At 36.1% G+C, this 20,924-nt stretch carries 18 protein-coding genes; 9 read left to right on the top strand and 9 right to left on the bottom strand.

The annotated features are described in order from the left end of the window. The first annotated feature begins 1,109 nt into the window (after positions 1–1,109). Entirely contained in the window at positions 1,110–1,580 is a 471-nt protein-coding gene (locus tag ACOVQ4_RS02680) for a hypothetical protein (RefSeq protein ID WP_421819122.1), read from the top strand. A gap of 421 nt (positions 1,581–2,001) precedes the next feature. Here the strand turns inward: ACOVQ4_RS02680 and ACOVQ4_RS02675 are convergent, their stop codons facing one another. Together ACOVQ4_RS02675 and gyrA are read right to left on the bottom strand one after the other, a co-directional pair. Then, positions 2,002–3,486, bottom strand: coding sequence for a hypothetical protein (locus tag ACOVQ4_RS02675; RefSeq protein WP_421819121.1), 1,485 nt, complete (start codon positions 3,484–3,486; stop codon positions 2,002–2,004). A gap of 143 nt (positions 3,487–3,629) precedes the next feature. Then, a complete protein-coding gene (gene gyrA / locus ACOVQ4_RS02670) occupies positions 3,630–6,158 on the bottom strand; it encodes a DNA gyrase subunit A (protein WP_421819120.1) in 2,529 nt (842 codons plus the stop codon). 588 nt (positions 6,159–6,746) lie between these two features. On the opposite strand from gyrA, the gene ACOVQ4_RS02665 reads away from it, so the two are divergent. After that, positions 6,747–7,238, top strand: a complete 492-nt coding sequence (locus tag ACOVQ4_RS02665; RefSeq protein WP_421819119.1) for a ribonuclease domain-containing protein — start codon at positions 6,747–6,749, stop codon at positions 7,236–7,238. Further along, positions 7,225–7,641 carry a barstar family protein gene (locus ACOVQ4_RS02660; protein ID WP_421819118.1) on the top strand — a complete coding sequence of 139 codons (417 nt, stop codon included), beginning with the start codon at positions 7,225–7,227 and terminating at the stop codon, positions 7,639–7,641. The genes ACOVQ4_RS02665 and ACOVQ4_RS02660 overlap by 14 nt, the downstream gene beginning before the upstream one ends. Before the next feature lie 294 nt (positions 7,642–7,935). Here the strand turns inward: ACOVQ4_RS02660 and ACOVQ4_RS02655 are convergent, their stop codons facing one another. The 4 genes from ACOVQ4_RS02655 to ACOVQ4_RS02640 all read right to left on the bottom strand — a co-directional run bounded on the left by ACOVQ4_RS02655 (position 7,936) and on the right by ACOVQ4_RS02640 (position 11,569). Then, a complete protein-coding gene (locus tag ACOVQ4_RS02655; RefSeq protein WP_421819117.1) occupies positions 7,936–8,955 on the bottom strand; it encodes a LacI family DNA-binding transcriptional regulator in 1,020 nt (339 codons plus the stop codon). A 59-nt stretch (positions 8,956–9,014) separates the two neighbouring features. After that, positions 9,015–9,365 (bottom strand): dihydroneopterin aldolase, encoded by a 351-nt coding sequence (gene folB / locus ACOVQ4_RS02650; RefSeq protein ID WP_421819116.1) that lies wholly within the window; start codon positions 9,363–9,365, stop codon positions 9,015–9,017. An 83-nt stretch (positions 9,366–9,448) separates the two neighbouring features. Further along, positions 9,449–10,591, bottom strand: a complete 1,143-nt coding sequence (locus tag ACOVQ4_RS02645; RefSeq protein ID WP_421819115.1) for a DivIVA domain-containing protein — start codon at positions 10,589–10,591, stop codon at positions 9,449–9,451. A 78-nt stretch (positions 10,592–10,669) separates the two neighbouring features. Then, positions 10,670–11,569, bottom strand: a complete 900-nt coding sequence (locus ACOVQ4_RS02640; RefSeq protein WP_421819114.1) for a WD40 repeat domain-containing protein — start codon at positions 11,567–11,569, stop codon at positions 10,670–10,672. 245 nt (positions 11,570–11,814) lie between these two features. On the opposite strand from ACOVQ4_RS02640, the gene ACOVQ4_RS02635 reads away from it, so the two are divergent. Beyond that, on the top strand, positions 11,815–12,354 hold the full coding sequence (locus tag ACOVQ4_RS02635; protein ID WP_421819113.1) for a 4'-phosphopantetheinyl transferase family protein: 540 nt from the start codon (positions 11,815–11,817) through the stop codon (positions 12,352–12,354). 146 nt (positions 12,355–12,500) lie between these two features. Here ACOVQ4_RS02635 and ACOVQ4_RS02630 read toward each other — a convergent pair whose 3' ends face one another. Further along, positions 12,501–13,340: a transglutaminase-like domain-containing protein gene (locus tag ACOVQ4_RS02630; protein ID WP_421819148.1), complete on the bottom strand. Its 840-nt coding sequence runs from the start codon at positions 13,338–13,340 to the stop codon at positions 12,501–12,503. Positions 13,341–13,900: 560 nt separating this feature from the next. On the opposite strand from ACOVQ4_RS02630, the gene galE reads away from it, so the two are divergent. The 5 genes from galE to ACOVQ4_RS02605 all read left to right on the top strand — a co-directional run bounded on the left by galE (position 13,901) and on the right by ACOVQ4_RS02605 (position 18,356). Beyond that, positions 13,901–14,923, top strand: coding sequence for a UDP-glucose 4-epimerase GalE (gene galE / locus ACOVQ4_RS02625; RefSeq protein ID WP_421819112.1), 1,023 nt, complete (start codon positions 13,901–13,903; stop codon positions 14,921–14,923). A gap of 21 nt (positions 14,924–14,944) precedes the next feature. Continuing rightward, complete coding sequence (gene rfbB / locus ACOVQ4_RS02620; protein WP_421819111.1) at positions 14,945–16,000, top strand: dTDP-glucose 4,6-dehydratase; 1,056 nt, start codon at positions 14,945–14,947, stop codon at positions 15,998–16,000. Between the two features lie 15 nt (positions 16,001–16,015). Continuing rightward, the gene (gene rfbA / locus ACOVQ4_RS02615) at positions 16,016–16,876 is read left to right on the top strand and encodes a glucose-1-phosphate thymidylyltransferase RfbA (RefSeq protein WP_421819110.1); all 861 of its coding nucleotides are present in this window, start codon (positions 16,016–16,018) and stop codon (positions 16,874–16,876) included. Between the two features lie 529 nt (positions 16,877–17,405). Continuing rightward, entirely contained in the window at positions 17,406–17,897 is a 492-nt protein-coding gene (gene parS / locus ACOVQ4_RS02610) for a type II toxin-antitoxin system Xre/ParS family antitoxin (RefSeq protein ID WP_421819109.1), read from the top strand. After that, positions 17,898–18,356: an RES family NAD+ phosphorylase gene (locus ACOVQ4_RS02605; protein ID WP_421819108.1), complete on the top strand. Its 459-nt coding sequence runs from the start codon at positions 17,898–17,900 to the stop codon at positions 18,354–18,356. Between the two features lie 230 nt (positions 18,357–18,586). Here the strand turns inward: ACOVQ4_RS02605 and ACOVQ4_RS02600 are convergent, their stop codons facing one another. Both ACOVQ4_RS02600 and ACOVQ4_RS02595 read right to left on the bottom strand, forming a co-directional pair. Further along, positions 18,587–19,759, bottom strand: coding sequence for a chromate transporter (locus ACOVQ4_RS02600; protein WP_421819107.1), 1,173 nt, complete (start codon positions 19,757–19,759; stop codon positions 18,587–18,589). A 162-nt stretch (positions 19,760–19,921) separates the two neighbouring features. Beyond that, positions 19,922–20,899 (bottom strand): isopenicillin N synthase family dioxygenase, encoded by a 978-nt coding sequence (locus tag ACOVQ4_RS02595; protein ID WP_421819106.1) that lies wholly within the window; start codon positions 20,897–20,899, stop codon positions 19,922–19,924. Positions 20,900–20,924 lie beyond the last annotated feature (25 nt).

Genomic DNA, 20,924 nt, shown 5'->3' with positions numbered 1-20,924 from the left:
GTTTCTAAAAAACATTGAAAAAACTACCTTCATATTTCTCAATATCATGGCTTGTATTGTTTTCTAACAAATGCTGGTTTTCTCCTTAAAAAGCAATATAAGTAGGGAAACGGTATTAGTTAAGTGTCTGATTACTGGACAAAATTAAGTTCTCTAGTTCAAGACTTAGTCTTGGACTGACTTGAAGTCTGTCGCACCTACGGCGCTCAAAAAAGGTTATTCTTAAAAATTATTGCTACCAAACTATCGCTCCCACGGAGCTTTTACAATGGAAGATAAGATAGGTTTTGTCCAGAGGTTAACATTGGCTTTTACCTTTGAGATACTATCAATTTAATCTTTCCTTTTACTTACATAGTCTTAAATTTTGCTAAAAAATCAAGTTTATATCTCGGTGGTTTTTCTAAAAGTTCTAGTCATTTCTAAGCAATTGTATGATAAATCAGCCCTTCTAATTCGAGTATTTATCATACAAAACAGAGTCAATTTTGTTTAAAAATAGCTATTTTTTAGTCGACAAGGAGGGTATTCCAAGCATTTGAATACCTTTTTTATGCGATAGGGGAGGCTATTTTTTACTTCTCAATGCTAGCATTGAGAGTAGGTTAAAGCGGCTTAGATTTCAAAAAATTAGGTTAGAGTAGGAGTAAGTCTCTGTTTTTATAATAATATTGGGAGGGAAGGGGGCATATTTTTTCTCACTCCGACTCGACCTTATTTTTTTAGGTATCTAACAAACGTTTCCCTTTTACTATCTCCCTTTAAACACCTCATTATCCCTATCCTTACCCTAAAAAGTATTAGGATAAAATTCATACTCCTAACCTAACTCCCTGATTTACTGATAAATCATAGTCATATAAAGAAATAAAGTAGTATTTTTCCGTGAAACAAACCTACAATCTCCTACTGTTCCACGTGAATATATAAATGACTGAATATCAATATTTTAAACTAAATGATGAATTTAATCCTTAATCGAAGAATAGAGGAAATACCTCAATTTTTTCAATTGAAAAACTGCTTCAGAGAGATATAATAATTCATAGATTGAGATATTAATAGATGTTTGTGTAAATTGCGGTAATAATTAAAACACATAAGTACAAATGGAAAAACTAGACTCACTGAATCAGGTAGCGGCATTTCATAAAACATTTAAAGCTCCCATACTAAACAGTCCACAAGTTCCTACAGAGGAGCGCTGCAAACTTCGTGTAAGCTTGATTGCTGAGGAATTAAAGGAATTGGAAGAAGGTATCAAGAATCAGGATATTGTCGAAATTGCTGATGCTTTATGTGATATTCAATACGTACTTTCTGGAGCAGTTCTTGAGTTTGGCTTAGGAGATAAGTTCGTAGAGTTATTTAATGAGGTACAACGTTCCAACATGAGCAAGGCATGTCAGAGCCTTGAAGAGGCAGAAGCAACTGTAAAATTTTATCTTGAGAAAGACGGTACCGAAGCATTCATTGAACAAGATGGACAGCAATATTTGGTTTATAGAAAATCAGACAATAAGGTTCTTAAATCAATTAATTATTCGCCAGCCAACTTGGAAGCCATAATCAACAAATAAAGCTCGTACAGACCAAATAAATGCGTTATTTAAAGGCGCTGAGAATCGTTTATTTAAAACTATTTCTTATTCAGCCTCGAATAACGCATTTTTGTTGGAGTATCACTGAGGCTAATTTGAGCTATTGAAAGTCATAATTAGGTAACAAATCAATTCTAATTCATAAAAATCGCATGAGTCTGCTTAGCGTTTTGTATAAATTCCCATTATTTACCTATACCCCGATAAATAGCTAATTTTGAGTGCTTTATCAAAAAAAATAAAAGTGCTATAATTTATATTATGTTAAATAAAACTTTTGCAATTCACTATCCTTACTTCGGTCATTAACCTAAGCGGCTCTTCTATTGGTTTATAAAATAAAAACGCTCAGCGATGAACACTGAGCGTTTAAAATTATCTGTAAGTCTATTGAGGAGGATTATTCACCTAGTTCCTTCAATTTATCTTCCATTTTCAATACACGATACAACTGCTTAAGGTTTTCTTTTACGTCTTCCTCTTTCTTCAATGAATATGCTTTTTCGAAGTATTTCAATGCTTCTTTAAACTTATCATCTCTGGTTGCTTCTGCAGCTTTACCTTCTTTTTTGTATTCATCCATTCCCATGTCACCTACTTTCTTATTCAATACAACTGCCTCATTAAAAGCAATTACACCTAAGTTATAGTTAACATCATAATTGTTTGGATCTACCTTCAATGCTTTGTCATAATTAGCCAATGCACTAGCTTTAGCAGCTTTTTGCTTTTCTTGAAGTTCTGCAATCTTAGCATTCAACTCAGCAGCATTTCCAGCATTAGCTGACTTTTTAGCCAATTCGGCATTAAGGGTTTCAAGCTCTGCTTTCTCAGCATCTCTCTGCTTTGTAATTTCGGCAATTTGCTTCTTAGTATTTACAGCAGATTTAGGGTCTTTTTTAATTTTATCTGTCAAACGCTTAATTTCTGAATCAAAAGCATCTACTTTATCTTTTTGGGCAGCTACTTTTTTCTTGATTCCTTCTACATCAAACTCGGCCAATTTATCTTTTAATTCACGAATCTCGCCATTAAATTGTTCAGCTTTGTTATCATACAAAATTGCTAAATTCAATACCGTTTGAACATTGCTTGGATCTTTTTCAACTACCGAAGTTAATTCAGTGATGGCAGAATCAATTTTCTTGAAAGCCAAGTACAAATTGATCTTCTCATTTTTCAAGTCTTTGTTTGCTGGGTTGATAGCAATCCCTTTATCTAGGGTAGCCAAAGCTTTATCTTCATTTTTCTCTTCTTTATAGATTTGAGCCAAGCTATAATAGATGCCTGGATCTTTACCACCTAGTGTGATAAACTTCTCAAATCCGGCTTTAGCTGCATCATTTTCTTTCGCAAGCTGACCGATGATTCCTGTATACATTGCAGCAGTTGTATCTTTAGAGCCAACTTCCGAGGCCATTTGAAGATCCTTTAGGGCTCCAGAGAAATCTTTTGCCTGGTACTTAGCAATACCTGCATTCATAAAAGCACCATATAACTTCATTCCTTCGCCTTCTGCTTTTCCTTCCTTATTGTAGGCAACAGTTAAGTATTTTTTTGCTGAAGCTGCAGTCGAACCCTCTTTACCGTTTACAACATCCAATGAAATAGCTTTCTTCAAAGACTCAACTGCTACAAAAGCGGCATTTGGTACTTGATTTGTCAATTCAGCATCTTGAGAGTTAGCTAAATCAAGATAAGCTTCTGCACGAGTCAACCAAGTTTTAGCTTTTAATGAATCTTTTTTTGTAATTGCTTCATCAGCTTTCTTTTTTGCATCTAAGATTGTTTTGCGGTTTGCCTCCAGAAGCAATTTATCTGTTTGGGCATACGATGCTCCTCCAGTTGCAGCAACAGCGAAAAGAGCAAATGTGAGTTTTCTCATTGTTTGGTAAATGGTTTGATTAAAAAAATGAAATAGCAGTTAATACTAATGCTATTTTGGCAAAAAGCCAAAGTTGTACTAAAAAATAAATAGCTAGAATAAAAACGGAGCTTCTTCTCCCCCATTCTAGCTATCTATAACAATTACTCTGCAGCAGCAGAATCGTCTGTTTCAGGATTTATAACCTCATCAGAATCAATCTCTTGGATTTCTTCTGGGTCTTTTACAATTTTAGTAACCGATGAGATTTCGTCGGATTCATTCTTCAAGCGAATCAACTTCACTCCTTGGGTGTTTCGTCCCATTACTCTCAAATCAGCAACTGCAATACGAATCAAAATACCAGCTTTAGTGATAATCATCAAATCGTTATTGTCTGTTACTTCTTTGATTGCAACTAGATTACCAGTCTTGTCGGTAATGTTCAAGGCCTTTACTCCTTTTCCACCACGGTTTGTTAATCGGTACTCTTCCACATCAGAACGTTTTCCAAATCCTTTTTCTGAAACTACCAATAACTGCTGTGTTTCTGGGCTCTCAACACATACCATACCGATAACCTTTTCATTTGGATTTTCCTCATCCAACCAAATACCCTTAACACCAGCGGCAGAACGGCCCATTGGACGAACACGGTTTTCTTCGAAGTGAACGGCACGGCCAGAATTTGTAGCGATAATAATATGGTTATTTCCATTTGTCAATGCTACATCTAATAATCTATCTCCTTCACGAATTGTTACCGCAATAATGCCATTTTGTCGTGGGCGAGAATAAGCCTCCAACGAGGTTTTCTTTATTGTACCATCTTCGGTACACATCACAATATAGTTATTGTTGATATAATCTGCATCTGTAATTGATTTTACATTAATCACCGAGCGGATTGAATCACCACTTTCTATATTCATTAAATTTTGTACAGGACGGCCTTTTGCATTTTTCGACCCTTCAGGTACTGCGTAAACTCTCAACCAGAAACACTTACCCTTTTCAGTGAAGAATAGCAACCAATTGTGCATAGTGGCAGTAAACAAGTGCTCGGTGTAATCATCGTCCTTTGTTGCAACAGCACGAGAGCCAACACCACCACGAGTTTGGGCTTTGTATTCTGTCAATGGTGTACGTTTGATATAACCCTGTGCCGAAACGGTAATTAACATTTCGTCATCAGCAATCATATCTTCTACCGAAAACTCATCGTCAGTCATGTTAATTTGCGTACGACGCTCGTCACCATAACGCTCTTTCAGTTCGGCCAATTCCATTTTGATAATTTCGAGCTGTCTTTCTGGACGAGCTAAAATATCTTCCAAATCCTTAATTTGTTTCTGAATTTCTTCATACTCAGCCACAATCTTGTCGCGCTCCATTCCTGTAAGGCGTTGTAGACGCATCTCAAGAATAGCTTTTGCCTGAATCTCAGAAAGGTTGAAGGTTTGCATCAATCCAGCTTGAGCCGTATTTGGATCACGCGATTCACGGATTAATTTTATTACTGCATCTAAATTATCTAAAGCAATAATAAAACCTTCTAAAATATGAGCTCGTTTTTGGGCCTCTTTCAGGTCATACTGTGTACGACGTACAATTACCTCATTACGATGCTCTACAAAATAATGGATTAAATCTTTCAGATTCAATGTCATAGGACGCCCTTTTACTAAGGCTACGTTGTTGACACTAAATGAAGATTGGAGCGCAGTATGTTTGTAAAGGTTATTTAAAACTACATTCGGAACGGCATCACGTTTCAGGTCAAAAACGATACGCATACCTTGACGGTCTGACTCATCACGAATTTCGGAAATACCTTCTATTTTCTTATCATTTACCAAATCAGCTACTTGCTTAATCAAGCTCGCCTTATTGACCATGTATGGAATTTCAGAAACAATGATTTGTTCTTTACCAGTCTTAGAAGTATCGAAAGTAGCATTTCCTCTTACCACTACTCTTCCACGTCCAGTTTCAAATGCATTTTTTATTCCTTGAATACCATAGATTGTTCCACCAGTAGGAAAATCTGGAGCTTTGATATATTCCATCAATTCCGATATAGTGATATCACGATTGTTGATATAGGCTGTAATCCCATCGACTACCTCACTCAAGTTATGAGGTGCCATATTGGTTGCCATACCAACAGCAATACCAGAAGTACCATTCAACAAAAGATTTGGAATTTTTGAAGGGAGTACCGTTGGCTCTTCAAGTGAATCATCGAAGTTTGGTTGGAAATCAACAGTATCCTTATTGATATCACCCAAAAGCTCCTCAGCAATTCTCTTGAGACGAGCTTCTGTATAACGCATCGCGGCAGGCGAATCTCCATCGATTGAACCAAAGTTTCCCTGGCCATCTACTAATGGATATCTCAACGACCACTCTTGTGCCATACGTACCATAGTATCGTATACCGAAGAGTCACCGTGTGGGTGATACTTACCAAGCACCTCTCCTACGATACGAGCAGATTTTTTATACGCTTTATTGTAATTGACACCTAATTCGTCCATTCCGAAAAGTACACGACGGTGTACAGGTTTCAAGCCGTCACGGACGTCAGGCAATGCACGGGATACAATTACGGACATTGAATAATCAATGTACGCTCCCCGCATTTCGTCTTCAATGTTGATGGGGATAATGTTACTAATTTGATCTGACATATTCTTTGATTATGTATTCCGAGAATGAAATTATACTTTATCAATTTCTTTTTTCTATCTCATTCCCAATTAATCATGGATAATATTGGAAAGTTTACTAGATGCTGAAATAAACTAAATGCCAAAAATTAGCCTATATATACAAATTTCGTGAATTTTTCGGGGGTTTGCAAATCTCAGACCATATAGTATAACCCTAGGCGACCTATTTTAATAGGTTTCTAATTATTTTGCCACTGAACTTAAAACCACCTTAAATTTGATTATTAAACATATCTAAGTAAAGCCATACTTTGTATCTGGGACTGTGCAACATTCGTGAAGTCAGCGTAGATTTGGAACTTCTGATTAAGATAATCAAACCAAAACCCTCCTATTTTCGATAAAAGTTCACAGGCAATTATACCTTTCAGCTAGCAAAATACCGCTATCACCATCTAAACGTTTTTCAAATACTTTATCCTCTTCAAACTTTCTCAGCGTAAATTGGTGAATCTTTACTTGATTTATTCTTAAATTGAGGCATGATCTAAAACAACGATTGTTATTAATTTTCAACTAACTTTTATTTTTTCTATGTTCAAATCTATGTTACAGCGTATGCTGTTGATTTTTAGCTTTTTAATTGGCATCAATGGACCCAGTGTAGCCTCAGTACTAATAAAGGATCAAGTTTCGATTGAGAATCATAGTGAATCCAGGAAGAAAAAGCATAAAAAGAAAAAGGATTACCAAAATCAAACTCCAAAGGATAAAATAAAAACATCTGGAGAAATTCCTTCAAAAGTTTACGAAGTTCTTTCTTACATCAAGTCAAATGGGAAGGCTATTGAAGGATACGTTGGAGGCAGAAGATTTGGGAATTATGAAAAACTACTTCCACAGGAAGATGAGGATGGTAAAAAAATCAAGTACCAAGAATGGGATGTTAACCCAAAAATTGAAGGTAAAAATCGTGGCGCGGAACGAATCGTTACTGGCTCAGACGGTAAATCCTATTATACCAATGATCACTATAGAACGTTTCAACTAATAAATAATTCTAAACAATCAATCAAAACGAATCATGGCAAATTTTAAAATTCTGAGTGAGCTTTGTGTAATGGTGCCAAACAAAAACCAACTGTTGGTTTATATTGATGGAGAAGACAACTTAACAATTGAACAATTTTATACAAGCATTTCATCAAAATTAGGGTTTCCTGATACCTTTGGAAATAATCTGGATGCTTTTGACGAAATGTTGAACGATTTGGAATGGTTAAACGAAAATCAGATTTTTATTGTTTTCAGAAACTATGACGATTTTCTTGCAGATGAAAATGACGAACTGCGAGAAGTTTTACTAACTATCATGGATGATGCTGCCGAAGAATGGAAAAGTGACTCAGGTACAAAAACTTTAACAATTCTCATAGAACCTTCTGAACTTGGAGTTGATGATTTGGAAACAATTGGAATCTCATACGAGGATGAAAATTAAGCCCCTCTCTCCTCTTAAAATCCTATCGCCTGAGAATCGAATGAGACTTACACAAACCAACAATTGACCGTTTTAAGTAGTTTTACGCGATTCTCAGGCGTTTCAAAGCCCTATTTTAAGCCATTTTTTGCCAAATTAAGGGTAAAAAATGGCTTTTTTATACATTTTACCAAAAGCTCTAAAAATATAAACACCTGAAAATCAACAATTTAGCAAACATTCGTTTTTTCACTCAAAAGTGAAGATTTTAGTCAAAAAACAAAAAAACGTACTTTATTCAAGTACGTTTTTTATTTATTTTCTTCTCGAAGATTCTCGAATAACTAGTTGTGTTTTCAAAACCCTCACTTGTGGCTTATAAAATTCCTGACCATCCTCTATTTGATTAATCAATAATGAAGTGGCGATTCTTCCAATCTCATTGGTGGGTTGGGCGACACTCGATAAGGTGGGTGTTAGAAAACTACAAATGGGTTCATCATTAAAACTAACTACAGCTACATCATCAGGAATAGATAAACCCTTCGAACGAAGTGCCATCATCGAACCCACCGCCAAACGGTCACTTACTACAATCAATCCGTCAGGACGTTCGGTGAGGTTCATCAACCCATGAGTTAGAGCAATAGCTTTATCGAGGTTGTATTCTCCATGTACAATTAGGTTTTCTTTAAAAGGAATCCCTAAATCTTGTAATGCCTTTCGATAGCCCTCTATTCTTTGGTTACTTACAGTTACACTTCGAGGACCTGCCAAAAATGCAATATCACGGCATCCATTTTGGTACAAATGAACAGCAGCCTCATACGCAGCTCCAACATTATCGACCATGACCTTAGAAACATCTATTCCGACAGCATCACGATCAAAAAAAACAATCGGAATACCTTTTCTAATAAGTCTATTGATATGTTCATAATCTGATGTTTCTTGGGATAGCGAAATGATAAATCCCTCTACCTGACCTCTCGATAAAGTTTGAAGGTTAACTAACTCTCTTTCAAAACTTTCACCAGTTTGTGTCAACAGAAGAGTATATCCTCTATGCAAAGCTTCGGCTTCTATTCCTTTTATAACTGAGGAAAAAAAATGGTAGCCTAAATCTGGAACTATCACGCCCAAGGTTTTAGTACGGCTTTTTACTAAACTTGTAGCAAGAACATTGGGTTGATAATCCCATTCTTTCGCTAAATCAAGAACAGCCTGACGAGTTTCAGGCTTGATATCTGGCATATCTCGAAGAGCACGAGAAACCGTAGCCACCGAAATATTTAAATGCTTTGCGATATCCTTGATTGTTACTTGATGAGCCATAAAGAGGTGAATTACTTTCGAAAAATAAATAAACAAATATAAACAAGTTTTGGCTCAAATCAGCCAATAACCGTAACTTTTGCACGAGTACAAACACCTCCAATCGGTGGATTAAATTTTGATACACCAACCTGTACTTCATGTACATTCGGATAAATTTTTCTTACCTCATCGATAATCAATTGTCCTACATGCTCTAGCAACTTCGATTTTATTTGCATAACACCTGCTATAATTCTATACAAATCTTCATAGTTGACGGTATCCTTTAGTTTGTCATTCTGAGCCGCCGACGAGAAATCAACGGTAATTTTTACATCAATCTGATAGCGATTTCCAATTTTACGCTCTTCTTCATAGTAACCATGATAGGCAAAAAATTCAAGCCCCTCTAATTCTATTGTTCCCATAGTAAAATGTATTTAATAAATGTACTAAAAATAAAAAGTCAGGCAGTTATGCTACCTGACTCTAAATGTATTTTGAAGTGATACTAAAATGAATCAAAGAATGAGCCACCACCATTAGATATACTTCCCGGGTTATCTTTCTTGAGTTCTTCCATCACAGAAGATACCGTTGGCAATCCTTTAGTATCTCCTAGCTTTTTCAACTTCTTTAAAGCTTTATTGGTTTCTATTAATTTCCCATTTTCTTCTACAATATCTTCTGCTGAATTTACCATTTCAGAAGTAACTTCCACTTTTTCCTCAGCTACTACAACTTCTGGGATATTCACAATTTCGGGAGCTATAGGCTCAGATGATTGTACTAGGCTATCCAACAAAGGGTTATCCGACACGTCGGCCTCATTTTCCAAAATAGACGCTAAAGACGGAATTCGCTCTTCCGACAAAGGTTCGACTGCTAAACTATCTTCTTTCAAGACTGAGGACACCGTTGGAAGCTCAGCCTCTTCCTCATCATAGCTTTCGACTTCTGTATTGCTCGCTAAAGTATCAGATTCATCTTCTAGCGAATCGGTAGTAGAAAAATCATCAGCGGTCGGCTCGTGTATAATATCCTCCGTCTCTGATTGTAAGCTTGGTGTTGGAGAAGAAGTGGCTACTACCTCTGGCGAAAGTGTAGTTCTTTCTTCAAACTTAGAAATTTTATCTAAGGTATCTGTGGCAAATTTTTTAAGTTCTAAAACTAATAAATCCTTATATTTCTCAAGAGACTTGGTATCGCGCTCAAAAGACTTTAATTTTGAATCTGCCTCTTCAACTAAAAATACTGCACGAGACTCAGCATCAGAAACTACGATATTTGATTGACGTTTGGCATCTTCCTCTATTTGGTCTGCTTTCAAATTAGCCTCAGAAATTACTCTTTCAGCTTCTACTTTAGCATCCTCAATAATTTTAGCGGCCTCAAGATGTGCCTTTTCGTTGATTTCTTTTTGCGCCTCTTCGGCTACCTTTATAGTTTTGAACAAACTAGATTCAATTTCCTTAACTCGAGCAACTTCCTGCTCTGCTTTATCAAGAAGCTGTTTGGTAACTCTAACTTCTTCTGCAACTCTTTCCCATTCTTGAGAAAGAGAAAGTAAAAATGCATCTACCGATTCTGTATCATACCCACGAAAGCTTTTATCGAAAGTATGTTGTCTGATTTCTAAGGGAGTAATTCTCATATATCTTTCATTTTAATTGCAGTAGAAGCAGATTGAAAATCTAAAACAATACTACAAAGGAATAGCTAAATATTTTGTCTACGAAATCTTCCAAACGGAAACATTTCTATCATCCGATCCTGAAACCAATAAAGCCGATTCTTTCAGCCAAAGTAACTTATTAACGGAAGTGCCGTGGCTGGCGTGTCGTGCTTTATCAATCACTTTTTTTAATTTAAAATTTACACCATCCCATACTTTAATTGACTTGTCCATGCTACAAGTAGCAAAAAGTGGTAAAGTAGGATGATAACAAATGTCATTGATTGCAAACAAATGCGCTACAATATCGTGTTGAAGCTGATAATTTGAAGCTACGTTCCAAACCTTAAGATGTGCATCACGTCCACCACTCAACAAAAAATTAAAATCTGGGGAATATTTCAAAGCAAAAACTGAATTAGTGTGTGCTTGCAACACTAATTTCAAGGAAAAATCGATTAAATCAAATATTTTGACCGTAAAATCACTATAACCTATCGCAATTTCTTGAGTTTTGGGATTCACGTCAATCGCTCTCACACTTTTATCCGAAGCTTTGATATGTTTTCGAGTCAAAAGCGTTTGCTTATCAATCACCACGACAGTCCCATCCGACAAACCCACAAAAACCTGATTATCAAGCAACTTGATTACAAAGATAGAACTACTGGTAATTTTTAGTGAGCCAATTTCTCTTTTGTTTAGGATATCCAACACTTGGATTCCATCAAAATTTTGACCAATCCATAAATGATTGTTGATATCATCGTATGCCAATGCATAAACTGAGGTAGGGATTTTAGCAAATAATTCACCCACATCTGGTTTTTCTATATTCCACCTTACCACGAGTCCGTCTGCGCCAGATGAAAAAAATTGGTTATTATCATTCCCTTTGGCTAATGCAAAAACACTATCTCGATGCCCTGAAAAAGTATCAAATTTTTCTACAATCATATTTACAAATTTTCCAATGATTGATAACAACCTTGGTTTAATTATACAAAAATACTGGTTTTATAACCAACCACAAAACCCACTTAAAAGGTTTTGAAGAGTTTAAAAAGTTTCAGAAATTTGCTGCAAACCTTTTCAAAACCGTATGTATGCCCATTTATTTTAATCAAAAGCTCAACGAAAATCAAATTTTATGTATTTGGAAAATCGAAGAAACTGTCAAATTCTATTGTGATTATTTGCAAGTGACTGAGAATCAATTAGAGCAACTATCAAATAGTACACATCCACAAAAGCAAATTGAATGGTTGGCTAGTAGAACTTGCCTAAAATTTGCCTGTGGAGAAATGGGAATAAATTTCTTAGGGGTCGAAAAAGATGAATTTTCAAATCCATGCCTCGTCAATCATTCTGCAAATATTTCAATAACACACTCCGAGAAATTTGCTGCTATCAGCATTGATTTAAAAAATGACGTTGGCATTGACATAGAAAAGATTTCAAATAAACTCGAGCGAGTTGCCTCACGATTTTTATCTAAAAAAGAACTCGACAATCTTGATGGGAATACTTTCCAGCTAGGGGTATATTGGTGTGCTAAGGAAAGTTTATATAAATGGTATGGAAAAAAAAGGATGAGTTTAAGAGAGCATATCTACATTAGGCCATTTGTGCCAATGGCTAAAACAATCAAAGGGGAAATTGACTATGAGCAAATAAAAACATGTTTGGATTTGAATGTTTATTATTTTGAGGATTATATTCTTACTGTTACAATCCAATGACAAAATCCAGACCAAAATTATAATGCATTCATATCCAATCCATTACCAATAAAATAATTCAGACTATCAATCATGTTGAATTAATTGGTTGGGGCGATAAACAGACTAATCTCTATTGCCCCAATCAATTAATTTTATAGAAAATCCTACTTAGCAATAAGTTGCATGAGGATACTTTCGAGTTCATTTACTTTTTCGGTATCTCCTATTTTCTCAAACGCTATAACCAAATTCCGGATTACTCTTCTTACTATATCAACATTGTCACAAGGTTGATAAAAGATTTCTTCTTGACCAATATTAAGCTGTTGCAAATAATTATCAATATCTGTTTTACTAAAAACTAAACCCCGATTAAACACATTGATATAAAATTGAAGTTTTTCTGTTTTGTAAGTTAAGATAAAAAGGTTAGGCAGATTAACGCCATAAATAGGTAACTTCAGTTTTTGAGCCACTAACATATAAATCACACATAAGGATATGGGGTTTCCTTTATGAGACTCAAGCACCACATTAATCATCGAATTCGAGGCTGCATGGAAGTGTTTTGTGTTCGCGCCAAATTTATGTTTCGTAAAAAAAACATGATTCAATGCTTTTATCTGGTCCATTGGATGCATATCATCACGTAATTCTGTCCATGCATCGAGGTATATGTCATTGATATCAGACTGCAATTTTTCGATAGACAACTCTGGATACTGATAAGTAGCAACCGCCCACATACCTTTTATCAAGTCATCTGACTCTCGCCTATACCAATGAATAATTCTGTTTTCAAAAGATTGATATTGTAAATCATGAATCAAGTCCTCCAATTTTTTTTGAAGCACAGGGCTCAATGAAGATTCCTCCCATCTATCCTCCAAAAAATGGATAATATTTCCACCCAATGATTTAATTTTAGATTCAACCATTGTAACTACTTCACTATCATCATCATCTAATAATGATACTAACGCTCTAAGTTCAGAATCTTTCAAATCCATATCTATGTTTTCAATTAAAAGAAAATTTGTCTTCTTTTTTTACTAATTATTTTATTTTGAGGAGTCCTGAAATAAAAGAACCCCTTAGAGCAATCTTGCAAATATTATTTCATTAACACAAAATAATGGAATGAGTTCAATTTTCAATCATATTCACAAAAATTGAATTCATAATGTACATTAAGATTCGATTAGTACAACCGTTTGTTCATTCCAAAAGTTTAGTTTATTTCAAAAACTCAAAAATCATAAATTATTGACAAACAGCATGTTAGTTGAAAATAAGGCAATTATTTCATAAAAAAAAGAACAGTATTAAAGAAAACAAGTGTGCCAGGATTCACAATCGAACCTAAAATAAATAACTAAAATGGTAAATTTGTAGCGCGAAAATCGCATAAATTTTTGGTAAATATTTAGTGCAAAAATGACATAAAATTCGCCAAGAATTGTTAAAATTTACCAAATACTCACAATTCAAAAATATAATTTTTTTTAGATTTCGATATTATTAACTTTGTTATCGAAAGCAAATCTTTCTTAATCTTACCATAATGAAAATACTTGTAACTGGAGGAGCTGGATTCATCGGCTCTCATACTGTAGTTGAGCTACATCATGCTGGCTATGAATCTATCATTCTCGACAATTTCTCAAACTCTGAAAAGGCTGTTTTAGATGGTTTGGAAACTATAATCGGTAAGCCCGTAAAATATTATGAGGCAGATATCAACGACCCAAAGGCATGGGATGTAGTATTTTCAGAAAATAAGATTGACGGGATTATCCATTTTGCTGCAAATAAGGCCGTTGGAGAGTCGGTAAACGAACCTTTAAAATATTACAGAAATAACGTAGCTGCAACAGTTCTAATGTTGGAGAAAATGGAGGAACATCAAGTGACCAATTTAGTATTTTCTTCGTCATGTACTGTATATGGTCAACCTGAATCATTGCCTGTAACTGAGCTTTCGAAGGTGCAACCTGCTAATTCTCCTTACGGTAATACCAAGCAAATCTGTGAAGAAATTATCCGTGATACTGTGGCTACCAACAGGGGTTTGAAGGCAATATCGCTTAGATATTTCAATCCAATTGGTGCTCACGAAACTGCGTTAATCGGTGAGTTGCCTTTGGGAGTTCCAGCAAATTTAGTACCTTTCATAACTCAAACTGTAGCTGGATTACGTGGTCAACTTTCTGTATTTGGTGATGACTACCCTACTACAGACGGCACTGCAGTTCGTGACTACATCCATGTAGTAGACCTCGCAAAAGCTCACGTGGCTGCTTTGGCGCTTTTGATAAAACAACAAGAAAAGACAACATATTATGATTATTTTAATATCGGTACTGGAAAAGGCAGTTCGGTATTGGAAGTTATCACGGCATTTGAATCAGCCACAGGGTTAAAAGTAAACTACGCCATCAAGCCTAGAAGAGAAGGCGACGTAACAGCAGTGTATGCTGATTGTAGTAAATCAAATGAAGTATTGGGCTGGAAAGCAGAGAAAACTTTGACCGAGGCTCTTGGTGATGCTTGGAAATGGCAGGTAGCCGTGATGAATCGTCAATAATTTTATTAGAAAAATAATACAATGAAAAAAATTCTCATTACGGGCGGAGCTGGATTTATCGGCTCTCATGTGGTAAGGTTATTTGTAACAAAGTATCCTGAATACCAAATCTTCAATTTAGACAAATTGACTTATGCAGGTAATTTGGCCAATTTGACAGATATTGAAAATCAAGTGAATTATACTTTTGTTAAGGGTGATTTGGTAGATGCTCCTTTTATCGATGCACTTTTTGCAGAACATAACTTTGATGGAGTTATCCATCTGGCTGCGGAGTCACATGTAGACCGTTCAATCACAGACCCGATGGCGTTTGTAATGACCAATGTTGTAGGCACTGTAAATTTACTCAATGCCGCAAAAAACACTTGGAAAGGAAATTATGAAGGCAAAAGATTTTATCATGTTTCAACTGATGAAGTTTATGGAGAATTGCATAATCCTGAAGACTTCTTTACTGAAACAACTGCTTATGACCCTCGTTCGCCCTATTCAGCTTCGAAGGCCTCTTCAGATCATTTTGTGAGAGCCTACGGAAATACTTACAAAATGCCCGTAGTGATTACAAACTGTTCAAATAATTACGGACCAAACCATTTTCCTGAAAAGCTAATTCCATTGATGATCCATAATATCATCAACAATAAGCCTCTACCTGTGTACGGCAAAGGTGAAAATGTGCGCGATTGGTTATTTGTGATTGACCATGCTCGTGCCATAGACACGGTGTATCACAATGGTGTACTTGGCGAAACCTATAACATTGGTGGTTTTAATGAATGGAAAAACATTGATTTGGTAAAGCTTCTTTGTGCTGTAATGGACAAAAAACTGGGAAGAGAAGCAGGAACATCCGAGCAATTAATCACTTATGTTACTGATAGAGCCGGACATGATCTTCGTTATGCCATCGATGCCACAAAAATCATGAAAGAACTTGGTTGGGAACCTTCTTTACAATTTGAAGAAGGTCTTGAAAAAACTGTTGACTGGTTTTTAGCCAATACAGAATGGTTAGAAAACGTGACTTCTGGAAATTACCAAAAGTATTACGAAACTATGTATGAAAATCGTTAATCAACTGATATTGATATGAAAGGTATAATCTTAGCAGGAGGCTCGGGTACTCGTCTCCATCCTTTGACTTTAGCGGTGAGTAAACAACTCATGCCCGTATATGACAAGCCAATGATTTATTACCCACTATCTATTTTGATGCTAGCGGGTATTAAAGAAATCTTGATTATTTCAACTCCGCACGACCTGCCCAATTTTGAAAAACTTTTGGGTGATGGCTCTCAAATAGGGTGTAAATTTAGTTATGCTGTTCAGCCAGAACCAAACGGCTTGGCGCAGGCTTTTGTTATTGGAGAAGAATTTATTGGAGATGATAAAGTAGCACTCGTGCTAGGTGATAACATCTTTTATGGCTCAGGACTAAGCAAATTGTTACAAGCAAACAACGACCCTGAAGGTGGCGTGGTATATGCCTATCAAGTGCATGACCCCGAAAGATATGGTGTTGTTGAATTTGACAATGATTTTAATGTATTGTCGATTGAAGAAAAACCTTCCGCGCCAAAATCTAATTATGCGGTTCCTGGACTCTATTTTTACGACAACGATGTAGTCGAAATCGCTAAAAATATTGCACCCTCTCCACGTGGTGAATACGAAATCACGGATGTCAACAAGGTTTACCTAGAAAGGGGTAAATTAAAAGTTGGTGTTCTGAATCGTGGTACAGCATGGTTGGATACAGGCACCTTTGCGTCGTTGATGCAGGCTGGTCAATTTGTACAAGTAATAGAAGAACGTCAAAGCCTCAAAATCGGTTGTATTGAAGAGGTTGCTTATAGAATGGGCTTTATCGATGCCGAACAGCTTACCAAGGTAGCGACACCATTAGTTAAAAGTGGATATGGGCAATACTTGTTGAATTTATTGAAATAAGTTAGTGCTCAAAATCGGCTTCTCTTGAAAATTACATTTTTCAGCAAAAACCCACCAAAAATCCACTCAAATAGGAGTGGATTTTTTTATTAGATAACTAACTCCTACCCTAGTTTTTTCTTAGGGAGACGCTTTAGATGACCAATCTATAGTCTAACAGAACCTAAATCTGACTTATTCTTGAATAATTTGGGGACGCCGAGTCGGGGACGCCGAGTCGGGGACGCCCAGTCGGGGACGCCCAGTTAATTTGACAAAATTTGGAGAACCGAGTTGGAACGCCACTGCGGGGAAAAAGTGTATATTGCATAAGTATTGTTTTGGGTCGAACATCCAAAATGCAAAAACCCCTGAATATGCCAAATTTGTGCAGATTCAGGGGTTTACTTTTTTATAAAAATCCCATAATCAGGAATTTATATCCTTGAAGGGAAGCCTAATTATCTCAAAACTAGTGGCGATAACAAACTTGTTATATCTGGAAAATTGTCCTATATTTAAAGACAAATGTCTAAATTGAGAAAATAAGATGACTGCAATAGAAAAAATTGAAGGGAAACTAGACAAGGAAATAGCATCCTTTTTCAAAGCAAGTAAAATTGACATACACAGCAAACAGAATATCACTTATGAATCATTCTTGGAAGATAAAATGCTGATCATTTTTGCAATCAGAACAGGTATTCCCTATTCTCTATTTGACTTAATTCAAGACTATACTCCTCTCTCAGTGAATGATTGGGCGAATGTCCTCGACATTTCGACAAAATCTTTACAGAGGTACAAAACTTCTCCAGAACGTCACTTTAAACCAATTCATTCTGAAAAGATAATAGAAATGTCAGAAGTTACAAAAGTAGGGCTTGATGTATTTGGCAATATCGAAAAACTCAAACTTTGGCTTAACACACCAAGTTATGCCTTAGGAAATTTAAAACCTATTGAATTACTCAAAGACTCTTACGGTAAGGAAATGGTTATCAGTGAACTTAACCGAATCAACCACGGAATTTTTGTATAAATGAAGGTTTTTAGACTCGCAAGGAAAAAATATGCAACTCCATTATCAGGTAAAGGGGCTGCCATGTACGGAGCACGATGGAATCCCATAGGTGTAGAATTAATTTATACAGCTCAAAATAGGTCTTCAGCAATGGCTGAAGTTGCTGTTCACCTAACTTTGGCAACTTTGCCTGACGATTACATGATGCTAACCATTGAGATTCCTGATGAGGTAAAAATTAAACATATAACTGAAGAAGAATTACCAATTAACTGGCAAGAATTTCCACATCCTACTTCTACTCAATACATAGGGAGAGATTTTGTAACAGAAAATGAATACTGTGTGTTAATGATACCATCAGTTGTTACAAAAGGGGACTTTAATGTGCTTATTAATCCGAATCATGTAGACTTTGCTAAAATAACTGTTACGAGTATTGATAAATTTCCATTCGACAAGAGGATATTCAAATAAGATTAACCGCTAAGGAATCGTGCGCAAGGTAAAGAGTGTTAAAATGTTATTATATAACCCTAAAAATGTTTCTTTCCGAATGTCCAGAGCTGAGAGGATTTTAGCCCTTAATAAAAATATCTACTAAACAATCACTTAAATCTTCAAAGCAAGGCCAAGCTTTCGACCGTTTTTTTAATAACTTATTTTGATAGCAATCCACTTGAACATAGGAGATTTATGGGCAAAATCTATAAATAAACAATCAAACCAATAGCTAGTCCTCCAAGGAATATATAAAAACTTGGTATATTGGTAAATCGAATAATTAGCAAGGTTATACAAATTGTGAGTATACTTAACCAATCACCTTGTCCAATGATTGGTTCTAAAAATGAAACTGCAGCGCCAAGTGTCAACCCTACCGAAGCTGAATTAATCCCATCTAAAGACGCTCTAATTGCTCTAAACTGCTTTAACTGCCCCCAAATACGGTAAACAAAAAAGATTAAAAAAGTACCAGGGAGAAAAATCCCGGCCGCGCCAACCGCACTACCAAGCAATTGCTGCCCGATACCATGGCCTTTCATGGCCAAAGTTCCTAAATAGGAAGTAAAGGCGAAGACTGGCCCAGGCAATGCCTGTGAAAGTGCCATTCCAGTCAAAAAATCATCACTTCGAATAAGTTCTTTAAACTCGACAAATTCGGTAAATAACATTGGTGCCAATACCTGGCCTCCTCCAAAAACTAAGCTTCCATTTCTATAAAAATTTTCAAAAAGAAGTAGAGGCATCGAGTCTGTAAAATGACCTAATAATGCCAAGAAAACTAAAAAACCCCAAAACAAATTAAAATTTGCCCAAGGTATAATCATTCGATGTTTATTTTGACGAGGATGTTCTTTGTAATTAAATGAAGTAATAGTACCGCTAACGATTAAAGCAATTGGACAGACCCAAGGCGATTGAAAATAAAAGGCAAACGCTGCCACGAGTATCATTAAGAGGTAATTTGAAGGGTTTTTTAGCACAAGTTTACCCAAAAGTACGCCAGAATAAATAATGAATGCGATACCAATAGGTTGAATAAAACGAACAATATTTCGGTTTTCGAGATACGTCATGCCAAATGCCGCCAAGGTCATAATCGTAACGGCTGGAGTAATCCAAAGAAGAAGAGTCATGTAAGCCAAATTTGGACCACCTAACTTATAACCTATGGCAATGAGTGTTTGGGTAGAACTTGGCCCAGGTAAAAAGGAACATAAAGCTTGTATTTCTAATAGCTCCTCCTCTGTCAAATATTTTTTTTGCTTGACCAGACGATTAATAAACATAGCAAGGTGAACCTGAGGGCCACCAAAAGTTGTAAATGCCAAGACAAGAACGTCTTTTAAGAAATCATAATGCTTAGTAAGTTTCATCAGATGCAAGCAAGAATGCATTTATGGGCATTCTCTCCAACGGCGTTTAATAATGGTAAAGCGTTTGGGAAGCACGCCTCCTCAAACGCCTTGCTAAATTCACAAAATTGTTTTGATTAAACAAATCGACAACAAGCTTATGTAGGTATAAAATACAAATATTTATTTTTTAAGTCCTAGTTCTATGAGGCGTTCATTCAAAAACTCGCCAGCTGTCATATCTACATATAATTTTGGATTCTCAGCATTTACACAAGATTCTAGGCAGGTCAAATCCATTTCAGAACGAGGGTGCATAAAGAAAGGAATTGAGAATCTCGAAGTACCAAGTTTTTCCTTTGGTGGATTTACCACACGGTGAATCGTTGACTTAAGCTTATGATTAGTCAAACGATCTAACATATCTCCTACGTTTACGATAACATATTCGGGCAAAGAAGTAATCGGAATCCATTGCCCATCGCGACGAAGCACCTCCAATCCCTCTGCGGATGCTCCCATCAAAAGCGTAATCAAATTGATATCGCCATGAGCAGCTGCACGAACCGCTCCTTCGGGCACATCTTCAGGATTTGGAATAGGGAAATAGTGAATGGCACGAAGAATCGAATTTCCATGTTTTACTTTACTCTCAAAATAATCCTCTGGTAACTCCAAATAAAGGGCAATAGCACGAAGCAAGTTTTTGCCTGCTTCCTGAAGCGTTTGATAAGCTTTTACAGTATATTCTTCAAACTCTGGTTGCTCTGTCGGAAATACATTATCGGGATATTCAGCCCAAATCGGGTCACCATCATTAATTTTTGGTTGACCAATATGATAAAATTCCTTTAAATCCGCTACCTTAAACCCTTTGGCTGTTTCTTTTCCTTTGGCAACATAGCCACGCTGACCTGCGATTCCGGGCACTACATACTTAAATTTTAGTTCATCATCAGAATAAAAAAACTTCTGAACAACCTCATAAAGTTTTTGGGTAAGTTCGTCGGTCAAACCATGATTTTTGATAGCTACAAAACCAATATTATTAAACGCCGAGCCTAAATCCTGTACAAATTTTGCTCTACGTGTTGTATCACCCGACAAAAAATCTGCAAGGTCAAGTGATGGAATTGTGTCGAGAAGTGTTTCCGAATTCATAAGATCATCTAGTTTGTTTATTGAA

This window comes from Flectobacillus sp. (assembly GCF_049240685.1).
Lineage (GTDB): Bacteria > Bacteroidota > Bacteroidia > Cytophagales > Spirosomataceae > Flectobacillus.
Note: the sequence above shows the minus strand (reverse complement) of the source record. Positions and strands in the feature narration are given on the sequence as shown.